The 12,864-nt window shown below is 54.1% G+C and carries 12 protein-coding genes; all 12 read right to left on the bottom strand.

Annotated elements, in window-relative coordinates; translation table 11 throughout:
- Positions 1–119: 119 nt before the first annotated feature.
- Positions 120–749, bottom strand: coding sequence for a zf-HC2 domain-containing protein (locus NST37_RS11575; RefSeq protein WP_231504352.1), 630 nt, complete (start codon positions 747–749; stop codon positions 120–122).
- Positions 750–763: 14 nt separating this feature from the next.
- Positions 764–1,354: a sigma-70 family RNA polymerase sigma factor gene (locus tag NST37_RS11570; protein ID WP_003387065.1), complete on the bottom strand. Its 591-nt coding sequence runs from the start codon at positions 1,352–1,354 to the stop codon at positions 764–766.
- A gap of 147 nt (positions 1,355–1,501) precedes the next feature.
- On the bottom strand, positions 1,502–2,623 hold the full coding sequence (locus tag NST37_RS11565; RefSeq protein WP_251237476.1) for an amidohydrolase family protein: 1,122 nt from the start codon (positions 2,621–2,623) through the stop codon (positions 1,502–1,504).
- Between the two features lie 313 nt (positions 2,624–2,936).
- Positions 2,937–4,217 (bottom strand): 3-phosphoshikimate 1-carboxyvinyltransferase, encoded by a 1,281-nt coding sequence (gene aroA / locus NST37_RS11560; protein ID WP_003387067.1) that lies wholly within the window; start codon positions 4,215–4,217, stop codon positions 2,937–2,939.
- A gap of 114 nt (positions 4,218–4,331) precedes the next feature.
- Entirely contained in the window at positions 4,332–5,432 is a 1,101-nt protein-coding gene (locus tag NST37_RS11555; protein ID WP_024985000.1) for a prephenate dehydrogenase, read from the bottom strand.
- Positions 5,433–5,502: 70 nt separating this feature from the next.
- Complete coding sequence (gene hisC / locus NST37_RS11550; RefSeq protein WP_003387069.1) at positions 5,503–6,597, bottom strand: histidinol-phosphate transaminase; 1,095 nt, start codon at positions 6,595–6,597, stop codon at positions 5,503–5,505.
- 30 nt (positions 6,598–6,627) lie between these two features.
- Positions 6,628–7,446, bottom strand: coding sequence for a tryptophan synthase subunit alpha (gene trpA, locus NST37_RS11545; protein WP_003387070.1), 819 nt, complete (start codon positions 7,444–7,446; stop codon positions 6,628–6,630).
- Positions 7,443–8,675, bottom strand: coding sequence for a tryptophan synthase subunit beta (gene trpB, locus NST37_RS11540; RefSeq protein WP_003387071.1), 1,233 nt, complete (start codon positions 8,673–8,675; stop codon positions 7,443–7,445). The genes trpA and trpB overlap by 4 nt, the downstream gene beginning before the upstream one ends.
- Complete coding sequence (locus NST37_RS11535) at positions 8,672–9,316, bottom strand: phosphoribosylanthranilate isomerase (protein ID WP_003387072.1); 645 nt, start codon at positions 9,314–9,316, stop codon at positions 8,672–8,674. Before NST37_RS11535 ends, trpB begins: the two co-directional genes overlap by 4 nt.
- A complete protein-coding gene (gene trpC, locus NST37_RS11530) occupies positions 9,313–10,122 on the bottom strand; it encodes an indole-3-glycerol phosphate synthase TrpC (protein WP_003387073.1) in 810 nt (269 codons plus the stop codon). Before trpC ends, NST37_RS11535 begins: the two co-directional genes overlap by 4 nt.
- The gene (gene trpD / locus NST37_RS11525; protein ID WP_003387074.1) at positions 10,112–11,137 is read right to left on the bottom strand and encodes an anthranilate phosphoribosyltransferase; all 1,026 of its coding nucleotides are present in this window, start codon (positions 11,135–11,137) and stop codon (positions 10,112–10,114) included. Before trpD ends, trpC begins: the two co-directional genes overlap by 11 nt.
- Positions 11,131–12,648 (bottom strand): anthranilate synthase component I, encoded by a 1,518-nt coding sequence (trpE, locus tag NST37_RS11520; RefSeq protein ID WP_031933264.1) that lies wholly within the window; start codon positions 12,646–12,648, stop codon positions 11,131–11,133. The genes trpD and trpE overlap by 7 nt, the downstream gene beginning before the upstream one ends.
- Positions 12,649–12,864: the final 216 nt, after the last annotated feature.

Here is a 12,864-nt window from a genome sequence, read left to right as displayed (position 1 = left end):
TTTGTTCACCTCATCTATAGGGTGGCATTTCTTATGTACAAGCTTTATATCAAAACAAGCTGCAAAAGACCGTCCGAAGACGGTCTTCCCAAATAGGACGATACTATAAAGATAAACCATTAAGCCCGCGTAAACCAGCTCATTGTCAAAACGGTTACCAAAATGCCAAACACACTGAGGACGACGGCGTAATTTGGGCTTTCATACTCGCTGGCTCCCTGCTTTCCGTCCATCGGTACAATAGAGGCCGTCGCATTGGCAAGCGGCTGTCCTTCAGAGACTAACTGATCCGATTCGACGATATATGTACCGTCTTCGGTCTGCATGGAGGAGGTCACGACTTGCGCCTGTTTGCCCATCGCCAAAACCTCGCCGCCGATCAAAAGAGAGTTTGCCTGTTCTGCATTGCTTGTGTTTACATACAACGTAAACGTACAAAGCATCAACAAAACGACAGCGGCGCACGCACCGATGCGACGCATTCTCGCTGTAACCGAAAACACCTTTCGGCCAAACGGAATCGCCCACTTCTCTTCTGACAGAATACGCGCCATGACCGCATCCACGATCGACTTGGTGGGCGCAATGGAATGGTACCGCTCTTTGTCAGTCTCCATCCACTCGCTGCTGTCCTTCCACAGTTCGTAATCTGAGCGACAGGAAGAACATGCAGCCAAATGATGATCGACACGCCGCCGCGTTACATCGGGCAGTTGTCCATCTGCGTAATCCGGCAACTTATCTTGCACATCTTCACATCTCATCATCGATTCATCCCTTCAGCTTCATCCAAATGAGGGTCCAGGATGTAGGCTTCCAATTGAGTCTTGATGCTCTGCCGCGCTCGAAACAGCAAAGATTTCACTGAACTCACTGTCAAATCGAGGATCACGGCTATCTCATTGTAGTCCATTTGCTCGTATTCCCGCAAAATCAGGGCGGAGCGCTGTTTTTCAGGCAAATTGTTAATCGCCTGGCGAACGAGATGCTCCCGCTCGTTGCGAAGCAGCACTTGCTCCGGCAAGCGTTCAAACGAAGCCAACGGCACCTGCAAAGTATCTTCGAGATACACATCCGAATTCCGGCTCTTGCGCAGCTCGCTCAATACGGAATTGCGGGCTATGGTGTAGAGCCAGGTAGAAAAGGTCGCTTCTACATCACGGAACGAATGAATGCTCTTGTACGCCTTGTAAAAAGTCTCCTGGCATAAATCCTCTGCCACATGCTCCAGATGTGCCTGACGGAGCAGATGCGTGATAAATGCAAGAATCTTTTTTTCATACCGACGTATCAACTCGGCATAGCATTCGAGATTACCTTCTTTTATTTCGCGGATAAGCTGGGAATCGGTCATGATCAGGATTACCTCCTTGCGATTCCGATCCCTCCGCAGTCTTTGTATGTTTAGACTGCCAGGGATGTAAAAAGTTGCGCTGACCTGACAAATCTTTTTCTCGTCAGGTACCCGGAATCCTTTACGAAAAAACCCCCAAATCTGGGGTCACATGACAAAATTGTATGGCTTGATGTCCAGATGGCATCGTCCCATGCCTATGGTTGCGGCAAATTGCTGCTCGGCAAAAATCCACTTTCCGTTCGACATAACAGATGTTGGAAGGCGGATTTCGCTAAAATTGAGAATAGTGTAAAGATCAAATTTTGTCAACCATTGTTCTTTTTTCACGAATAAAAGATCTGCGTCAGCACCGGGAATGATGCACCCTTTGCGTGGGTAAAGCCCCAATGCCTTGGCGGTATTTGTCGAACAGAGCTTGACGAGTAAGCGGAGCAATTCCGCATCCAGCCACTTCGTACGCCTCAGATCTACCTGGACGCTGTCCAGCGAAGCCATTACGGAAAGCGAGCGGAAAGGATGCTCGGCCAGAAAACGGAGCGCATGATCTGCGGTCATCCCCTTTACTTGATACACATGGTAGAAATCATCAAATGACTCCAAAGCCTGTGCCCAATCGGCCTTGACCCATGTGCGAATCTGCCAGAAGCGGCAGCGCCTGAGCCATTGCCTGTGCATATTTCGCTTTTCCTCCCGTGAAATAGCGGAATCGTCCGGTATGTGCAAAGTTAGTAGCACCCTATAAGACGTAAGTATCGGGGAAAACGTTTCCCATTCCAGACGGTTAATTTCTTCCTGCTTGCGAACGGTCACCCTGATCGACCTGTATCCTTCCAAGCAAAGCTGCCGAACCAGTCCATGCGCCATTTGGCTGGCGGAGACCTCCACCACCATCGTATAGTCGATGACATTGTTGAAATGAATGGCAGCCTGATACCGCCATTGATCGGATTTTTTCCAAGGATCTACGTGCAGCACATCGGTCATGCAGGTGTAGCCGTTTGCTGCCAAAGAACGGACGGCATGCAGATATTCTTCCAAGCTTCTGATTTTCGCATAGGATTTATCGGGCAAGGCAAGAAAGCCCGGCAAAATGTACATTCCGGAGGCATCCCACTCTTCAAGCGGCTGGTCGGTATCTCTGTACACCCGTAACAGCTCCTTGGCCACCCGTTTGATTTTCCCGTCCTCTATCCAAATGTCTGCTTCGACAATACCGCTCGCGGTTACAACAGTTCCATTTCGAATAACCAGTTCGTTCATTGCCATAGCTCGTCCCTCCTCCATCCGCAGATGGACGCTCTTCCAGTACGAGCATATGCATGGGTGGAGGAAAAAAGGACAAAAAAAAGCCACCGTCAATGTAAGCGCATTCAAACGGCGGCAGCACATCTGTGCTTTATTATATTGGATAGGAGTGGAGAGAAACCATACTGTACCTTTATTATATCTGAATGTAAGCGCTTGTCAAACACTTTTTACCTATTTTTCTGTCCATTCTTTTCGAGGCTTATCCCGTCTTCACTAGTCAAAAAACGAACCCGCGATCAGCACGGGTTCGTCTCGTTGTTTCATCGTTTCGCTATTTACTGATGCTCTGGAGAACGTCAGGAAAGCCAGGGAATGAAACCAAAATGGCGTCGTCATTCTCGATCAGCGTTTCCCCTTCTGCTGCCAGCCCTGCGATCGCCATGGCCATTCCGATCCGATGATCGCCAAAGCTGTCGATGACTGCACCCTTCAGCGGAGTTGGTCCCTCGATAATCATGCCATCCTCCGTCGCGATGATCTTTGCTCCCAGCTTTGACAGTTCGCTCACAACAGTGGCAATTCTGTCCGTTTCCTTTACTTTTAACTCCTCCGCGTCCTTGATGACGGTGCGTCCGCCAGCTTGCGTCGCCATTACAGCAATAACGGGGATTTCATCGATCAGCCGGGGGATGATGTCGCCGCTGATCTCGATTCCTTGCAGCTCGGAATAGGTCACGAGCAGGTCTGCGACCGGCTCTTCATTGACCACTCGTTCGTTGATCCGCTCAATTTTTCCGCCCATTCTGTCTACGACATCCAAAATTCCGGTGCGGCTTGGGTTGATCCCCACATTTTCGATCAGCAGAGAGCTGCCCGGCACCATCATCACTGCCGCAATCATGTAGGCTGCAGAGGAAATGTCTCCTGGGACCTGAATGGCTCTCCCCTTCAATTTCTGCCCGCCTTCAATTGAAACGGTCAAGCCGTCGCGGACGAGCTTGACGCCGAACGCTTGCAGCATTCTCTCCGTGTGATCTCGGGATAGATGCGGCTCGGTCACACTCGTAACGCCGTTTGCCTGCATGCCGGCGAGCAAAATCGCCGATTTGATTTGGGCACTGGCCACAGGGGATTGATACGATATCCCTTGCAGCTCCCCTCCACGTATGGAGAGCGGCGTGTATTCCCCATCCTTTCGCCCATCGATTTTTGCCCCCATCTGGCGGAGCGGTCCGATTACTCTGCGCATCGGGCGTTTCGCGATGGATTCGTCCCCTTCCATCACACTGTGAAACGGTTGGGTAGCGAGAATGCCGGCCATCAACCGAATGGTCGTACCGGAGTTTCCTACGTCGAGGTGCTGGGAAGGCTCCTGCAGTCCGTACCAGCCCTGGCCGTGAACGGTGACCCGGTCCTTGTCCTGCTCAATCTCTATGCCCATCTTGCGAAAACAGCTGATCGTGCTCAAACAATCGGCACCCGGGAGGAAGCCTTCAATACTTGTTGTTCCTTCTGCCAGCGCGCCAAACATGACGGCGCGATGGGAAATCGATTTATCTCCTGGTACTCGAACGGTTCCGTTGATCTGACTTGCTCGTTGAACGCGCAGCACAGTGACTCTCCCCTTTTTTCTCTGTATTTCTACGTATCGTAGCTATATTCTGTCCACGCACGTGCATTCGCACAGCAAAGCGTCTATCCCCCAAAGCGGGATCGTATGAGCAAACTACTCCCGTCTGTATACGTTATATCCGAAGTAACAGAGCAGCTCTTCGCCCTTTTCCAATTCGAGCTGACTGCGAAACGTTATCCGCAGGACACCGAGTATATCTTCGCGGGTTTCCCGAATCTGGAGATTGGTGATGTTGATGTTTTTCGCGCCAAGCAAAGTCGTAATCCGGCCGATTTCCCCCGGATGGTCCGGGATATCGATATACAAGTCGTACAGCGGAGGCATTGCTCCCTTTTTTCTTTCGGGAAGGCCGTCTCGGAAATCTCGGGCGGTCCGGAAGAAATGCTCGATCTGTTCGGCATCTCCTTCTTTTACAAGCCCCATGACATTATCCAGCGCTTTCGCCCAATCCTCGGCAATACGCAGGAGATGCTCCCTGTTGTTCAGCAGAACATCCCGCCACATCCTCGGGTTGCTTGATGCGATCCTCGTAATGTCGCGAAAGCCGCCAGCAGCCAAGCGATGGTGCCACGGATTGCTGTCGTCGTAGCTGGCGACGAGATTCACCAGAGCCGACGCCAAAATATGCGGGAAGTGGCTGACCGAACCGACAACCTGATCGTGTTCATCCGGGTCCATGCGAATCACTTTGGCTCGTGTCAAAGCAAGCAAGCTGGCCAATTTCTCCACCTGATCCTCCGGAACATCAGATGCCGGAGTCAACACGTAATAGGCATTTTCAAACAGCCGGTCAGACGCCGCCTCGACCCCCGACTTGTGCGATCCCGCCATCGGGTGCCCGCCGATGAAGGTGACTTCTCTTGGCATTTTCTCCCGTGCGTAGCGGACAATGCCGGATTTTGTGCTCCCCACATCCGTGACGATGACTCCCGGCTGCAGGGACAAGGACGGAAGCCTGTCCAATGTAGCGTAAATTTGCTCCACCGGTGCAGCGATAAAAATAATGTTTGCTTCTCTGACGGCGGTCTGCAGATCAGTCGTTCCGGCGTGTATGACACCGGAAGTAAGCGCCTTGTCCAGGCACTCCTGGCGCACGTCGAAGCCGACGACACTCACCTGCGGGTCCTGGCGCAGCGAAAGCGCGATGGACCCGCCGATCAAACCGACCCCGATAATTGCGATGGTGGTCTTCATCTCCACACTCTATCCTCTCTGTGTATGTCTAGACAAAAATGCCGGATGCTGAACACCGGCATTCTTGCATTTATTTTCCTGCTCCCACGACGATATTGGCCAAAGCCTGCAATACCTTTTCGTTTTGCTCTGCCGTTCCCACTGTGATGCGCTGATATCCCGGAAAGCCGAGCGCCTTGCCGGAGCGAACGATGATTCCCTGCTGCAGAAGTTGTTTGAACACTTCATCGGAATCGAGGTTCAGATTGACCAGGACGAAGTTCGTTTGAGACGGGTAGTAGGACAATCCCCACTCGTCAAACCGGTCTGTGAGCTGCTTCAAGCCTTCCCGGTTTCGTCTGCTGCATTCCTTGACGAACTCCTGGTCTTTCAACGCAGCGCGAGCGGCAGCCTGGCCAAGCGAGCTGGTGTTGAACGGTTCGCGGACGTGGTCCAAATGGCTGATGATCTCTTCGGATGCGATACCATAGCCGACACGCAGCGTAGCCAGACCGTAAATCTTGGAGAAAGTGCGAAGAATGATCAGGTTTGGATACTGTGCGAGCATCGGGATGGTCTGCGGATACGCTTCGTCCACGACATACTCGTAGTACGCTTCATCCATCACAACGAGGACGTCTTTTGGCACCTTCTTCAGAAACGCCTCCAGCTCGGACGTGCCGACAATCGTTCCGGACGGATTGTTCGGGTTGCACACCCAGACTACCCTCGTCTGCCCGTTGATCGCGGACGCCATGGCCTCCAGATCGTGAACGCCGTCTTTCAGCGGCACCTCGATCAGCTCGGCACCCTCCACCATTGCGTTGGAACGGTATTGGGAAAACGTCGGAGTTGCCATTACCGTATTGGTTCCCGGTTCCAGATAAGCCCGGGAAATCATCAGAACAATCTCATCCGATCCGTTTCCAAACATCAGCTGCTCTGGCTTTACACCGAGGAAGTCTGCCAGATCCCAGCGAAGCTGGAGACTTGCTCCGTCCGGGTAGAGTGCGAGCGAATCCAACTGCGCTGCAATCGCTTCTTTGGCCTTGGGTGAACAGCCGTAAGGATTTTCGTTGGACGCCAGTTTGATAACTTCTGTCAAGCCGAATTCTCTTTTCACATCATCGATCGGCTTTCCCGGCTGGTAAACCGGGGCGCTGAGAATACGCTGCTTGGGTCGCATCCACACTTCACTCCAGTCACATTTTTCCCCTTATTGTAGCGCACTCGTCAGCTGATGTACAAAGGTTTTTATTCTTTCGACACCTTCCTCTACCCGATCTGGATCCGCCAACAGCTCGCGCTGACGCTCGATTTCCATCACGATGGCGCTGCCGACAATGATCCCGTCCGTGTGAGGAGCAACTGCCTTTACCTGCTCCGGCGTAGAAATGCCGAAACCGACGGCCGTAGGTGCCTTTGTCGAAGAGCGGACCCGCTGCAGGAAGTCAGCCAAATCCTCGCTCAAGCTGGCTCTCGCGCCGGTCACGCCAAGCGAAGAGACGCAGTATAGAAAGCCGGTGGCCTGCTCGCCAATTGTTCGAACGCGTTCCTCCGAGGTTGGAGCGACCAGTGAAATGACGTGGAGTCCATGCGCCGTAGCCGCTTTTACTGCAGGGGCATTCTCCTCCACGGGCAAATCGGGAATGACGATCCCGTCAGCTCCCTTCGCCGCCAAATCAGCGAACAGGCGATCGATCCCGTATTGCAGGACCGGGTTGATGTAGGTGAAGAGCACGAGCGGCGTCTCCATCCCGGATTGACGCAGACGCTCCACCAGTTCAAGCGCGTCCTTGATCGTCACTCCGTTGGCCAGTGCCCTTTGCGAGGCTCTTTGTATCGTAGGTCCATCTGCCAGCGGATCGGAGTAGGGAACGCCGAGCTCCAAAAGGTCTGCCCCCGCTTCTACAAGGCCGTGCGCCAGTTGGAATGTAGCCTCCAGGCTAGGGTCTCCCACGGTCAAAAAAGGGATGAACCGTTTGCGTGTACGGTCGGCAAACAGGCGATCAATTCGATTTTCTCTCTGGCTCATTTTGCTTCCCCTCCTGCTGCTCTCGTCTCCAATGCATGCTGAATCGTTTCCACGTCTTTGTCTCCTCTTCCCGACAGACAAATGACCAGGACCTGGTCAGAGGACATGTGCGGCGCCCGCTTGATTGCTTCCGCTACGGCATGGGCGCTCTCCAGTGCAGGAATGATGCCCTCTGTACGGCACAACAGCTCTACCGCCTGCAAAGCTTCGTCATCCGTAACCGACGTGTAATGCACCCGTCCCGTATCTTTCAAGTACGAATGCTCCGGACCTACGCCCGGATAATCAAGTCCGGCGGAAATCGAATGCGCCTCTTGTACCTGGCCGTACTCATCCTGCAATAGATAGGTCATGGCCCCGTGGATGACACCCGGCCTGCCGAGACTGAGCGTCGCGGCATGCTTGTCTGTCTGGATACCGTGTCCTGCCGCTTCCACTCCGCGCAACGAAACGGCATCGTCCTGGATGAACGGATAGAACATCCCGATGGCGTTGCTCCCTCCGCCGACGCAGGCAATCACTTCGTCCGGAAGCCGTCCGAGCATCTCCCGTATTTGTGCACGTGTCTCTTCGCCGATGATTTTTTGAAACTCCCGGACCATGTAAGGATACGGATGCGGGCCGACGACCGAACCGATGACATAAAAGGTTTGATCCACATGGGACACCCAGTATCGGATCGCTTCATTGGTGGCATCCTTCAGTGTCCGCGAGCCCGATTCTGCCGGAATCACCTCGGCTCCCAGCATCTTCATCCGAAAGACGTTCAGCGCTTGCCGCTTGATATCTTCCGTTCCCATAAACACTTTGCAGGACAAGCCCAGCTTCGCTGCTACCGTTGCACTGGCAACGCCGTGCTGGCCAGCGCCCGTCTCTGCGATAATGGAGGTCTTGCCCATCCGTTTGGCCAGCAGCCCTTGACCCAAGGCGTTGTTGAGCTTGTGGGCGCCGGTATGGTTCAAATCCTCGCGTTTTAAATAAATCCGGGCACCGCCGAGATGTTCGGTCAGTTTATCGGCGTAAGTGAGCGGAGTCGGTCTGCCGGCATATTCGCGCAGCAAATCGCCCAGCTCTTTGCGGAAAGCCGGATCAGCCTGCGCATCGGCAAATGCTGCCTCCAGCTCAGCCAGAGCGTTCATCAGCGTCTCCGGAACGTATTTCCCCCCAAAAGCCCCAAACCGTCCGTACTGATCAGGTACTTGCTTTGCCTGCGTTTCCGTCGTTGTCATGCCTCTCTCACCCTTCCGACAAATTCTCGTATTTTCTGTTCGTCCTTTTCTCCCTCTGTTTCCACACCGCTCGAAACGTCAATCACGGACGGCCGGTAATTCCTGATCAGCTCGCCGACGTTTTCTGCGTGAATCCCGCCAGCAATAATACAGGGGAGCGGCGACGCCGATTGTTGCAGAAGCGGGATTTGCTCCCAGGAAAAGCGTTTCCCCGTCCCTCCTGCCAGCGCCGGATCATACGTATCAAACAGCAGGGCATTTGTCACGCCAAGGTACGCTTCTATCTGTTCTGCCCCTGCATGAGCGCCGTTGTCGCTTCCCACCGCCATTGCTTTCCAGACCGGCAAGGAGAAGCGTTCCTGTACTTGCTGGCAAAAATCTGGGGTTTCACGGCCGTGGAGCTGGATCACGGAAAGTTCGGCCTGTTCCAGAACCTCTTCCAGTTCGGCCAGTGTCGGATCTACAAACACCCCGACAGCAGGTGGATGACCCGGCACTGCGTTCATTATGGCTCCAGCTTGTTCAGCCGTCACTTGACGCCTGCTTTGCGCAAAAACAAATCCGACGTAATCGACAGCCAATGCTGTGAGACATGCAAGTGTCTCCGCTCGTTTAATGCCGCAAATCTTGATCTTCGTCATAACCTCACCTGCTCGCTGTTCTCCGCTTTTTTCCCGACCAGATCAAGCACGGCCTGAGTGACGTTCTTCTGGCGCATGAAATGCTCCCCTACCAGAATCGCACGCGCCCCGGCTTCTTGGACATAAGCTACGCAGTCCACGCTGTTTATCCCGCTTTCGCTGATGATCGGAATCCCGGCAGGCACCAGAGCCGCAAGCTCGCTGGTAGCAGCCAGATCGGTCTGAAACGTATGCAAATTACGGTTGTTGATGCCCAAAAGAGTCGGTGTGACAACTTGGAATACCGATTCCAGCTCCCGCCTGTCATGAACCTCGATCAGATAGTCCATGCCAAGCTCCGTTGCCGTCTCGGCCAGCTCCTTTAGCTGTGGCCCATCAAGAATAGCAGCGATCAACAAAATGCAATCGGCACCGCAGGCTCTCGCTTCGACTACCTGCAGTGGGTCGATCATAAAATCCTTGCGCAGCAAAGGCTGGGAAACGGCCTTTCTGATGTCCTTCAGATACACTTTGCTTCCCTGAAAAAAAGGAGTATCGGTCAGCACCGACATGCATTCAACTTCGGCAGCAGCATAGCTTTGGGCAATGGCTACCGGATCAAAATCGGGCCGGATCAATCCTTTTGACGGCGAAGCCTTTTTCACCTCGGCAATCACACTGACAGGGCGGCTGCTGTGCAGCAAAGCTTTCCCGAAGCCCTTGGCCGGCTGCATTTCCTTTGCCTCCTGCAGCAGCTTTGCCATGCTGGTGGCGGCCCGAAGCTGCGCCACTTCCTCCCGTTTTCTCTCCACAATTTTAAGAAGCATGAATCAGCCCTCCTGCCACTTGCCGAAATTGTTCCAATTTTTCCTTCACAATGCCATCGTCGATCAATTCGGCAGCGGTTATGACACCGTGGCCGATACTGCTGACTCTGCCGGAAAGATAGAGGATTGCTCCCGCATTCAGGAGTACGATGTCGCGGGCTGCGCCTCGCTTCCCGTTGTAGATGTCCTCTATGATTTTCGCATTTTCCTTGGCGTCCCCGCCCCGCAGGGCATCCAGGGAATATCGCTTTAGTCCGAATTGCTCCGGCTCGATTTCGTAATTGGTAATGATGCCGTCGCGAAGCTCGGAGATATAACTGGTCCCCGTCACTGTCAGCTCGTCGAGACCATCCGCACCAGCCACGACCAGCGCCCGCTCGACACCCAATTCACGCAATACTTCAGCAACGGTATGCAATAGCTTGGCGTCATATATACCGAGCAGCTGGTACTTTGCGCGCGCCGGGTTGGTCAGCGGGCCGAGCAGATTGAAAACGGTCCTGACCGCCAGCTCTTTGCGCGGGCCGGCTGCATGCTTCATCGCCTGATGGTAGAGCGGAGCGAACAAAAAGCAAAGGTTCGTCGCTCGCAAGCAATCGGCTGCATCTTCCGGGGAAAGGGTAATTGGCACGCCTAACGCCTCAAGCACATCGGCGCTCCCGCTTTTGCTCGATACGGCCCGGTTCCCGTGCTTGGCAATCGGCACGCCTGCACTGGCCGCCACAATAGCCGCTGCTGTCGAGATGTTGAAGGTGTGGCTGCCGTCTCCGCCGGTACCGCATGTATCGACCATGCCAGGGACATCAAGAGGAAATTGCACCGCTCGGTCTCTCATCGCTTTTGCAAATCCGATGATTTCTTCGACGCTTTCCCCTTTCATCCGCATGCCCGCCATAAAAGCACCGATCTGTGCCGCCGTCGCTTTGCCATCCATGATCTCACCCATGGCTGCTTCCGCTTGCACTCGGTCCAGATCGCATCCGCCAATGATTTTTTCCAACGCTTTCTTCAGCATATCGGCTCCTCCTTCCGGGCGAAAAGCTGCTCTGCCTTTTCCAAAGCCGCCAGCATCGCCGCCGCCTTGTTCACGGATTCCTGGTACTCTGCCGCCGGATCGGAATCGGCTACGATCCCTGCACCTGCCTGGACGTAGGCGTATCCTCCCTGGAACAGCAGCGTCCGGATTGTAATGCACGTATCCATCGTCCCGTCAAACGCCAGGTACCCAATTGCCCCGGCGTACAGATGGCGGGAATCCGGCTCCAATTCAGCGATAATTTCCATAGCCCTGAGCTTGGGCGCACCCGAGACCGTTCCGGCCGGAAAGGCTGACAGCAAAGCGTCGAAGGGATGGGCGTCCTCGCGCAGCTGTCCCGTTACGTGAGAGACCATGTGCATGACATGTGAATAGTTTTCGATAACAAGTGCTTCTTCGACCTGAACGCTGCCGTAGCGCGACACTCTGCCCACGTCATTTCTCCCAAGATCCAGCAGCATGTAATGTTCAGCCCGCTCTTTTGGGTCATTCAACAGGTCTTCCGCCAGCCTGGCGTCTTCCTCGGCAGAGCTGCCCCTCTTTCGCGTACCGGCGATCGGGCGCATTTCCACCTTGCCGTTCTCTACCCTCACCAAAAGCTCCGGAGAAGTGCCGACGATCGTTTCCTGATCGTACTGCAGAACGTACATGTACGGGGATGGATTTAGCGTCCGCAGCACTCTGTAGACGGAAAACGGATCAACCTCTGTCGCGGCCCGGAAGCGCTGGGAGAGCACCACCTGGAAAATATCCCCTGCGGCAATATACGACTTCGCTGCTTCCACCATCTTCTCGTAAGCTTCGCGGCTCATGTTGCTCTCAACCGCTATTTTCCGTGCCGGCACTTCCCCCAACGGAAGCCGTTGATTCCCATCTTGTCCCGGGGCTGTCACCCGGACGGCCAGCTCCTCCAGTCTGCTGCATACTGCCGCATACTTTTCACTGATGCGCTCCGGGGTGTCATCCGTCTCCACGTGGAGGTTGACGATCAGCTGGATCTCCAGTTTCAAGTGGTCAAAAGCGATGATCTCGTCGGCAAACAAGAAGCGCATATCCGGCAGCTCCAGGCTGTCTTGCCGATGGCGCGGCAATTGTTCGAAGTAATGCAGGGTGTTATAGCCAAAAAATCCGACGGCTCCGCCGCTGAGACGGGGAAAATGACTTAGCTTCGGACTCTTGTAGCGCTCCATTTCCTCACGCAGGTAATGGACTGGGTTCCCTTCGAGCGTAAACTGCTCTCCGTTTCGTTTCTTGACCGCAATCAGGTTGCCGGTTGCTTCGACGGTCTGAAACGGATTGAGCCCGATGAACGAGTAGCGGGCCCAGCGGGAGCCTCCCTCCACACTTTCCAACAGGAAAGAATGGGGTGTACGAATCTTCTGATACAAGCGGATGGGGGTTTCTTGGTCAGCCAGCAGTGTCATACGAACCGGAATCAGCGAGTATGACTTCGCCAGTGACTGGACTTCTGTCAAGGATGGGGTAAACATGAATACTCTCACCTCTTTTGTCGAGGTGCCAAAAGAGTATAGGGGGAAGAAGCCTTCGCAAGCAGAGCAAAAGGAAACCCAAGCACAAGTCGTCGAAATTGTGCGCCTTTTCCTCGTATGCTGTCTGCTATCGATGCACAGGGCGTGCACTGGCCGATTCTGTCCCGGGGCATGGGCAGATCCCGCCACGGCTCTTGATCCTCTTCCTCTTTTGAC

Origin of the sequence: Brevibacillus sp. FSL K6-6036 (genome assembly GCF_037964015.1) — a bacterium.
GTDB classification, from domain to species: Bacteria; Bacillota; Bacilli; order Brevibacillales; family Brevibacillaceae; genus Brevibacillus; species Brevibacillus borstelensis.
The sequence above is the reverse complement of the archived record's forward strand: the minus strand, read 5'-3'. Positions and strand labels throughout refer to the sequence as shown.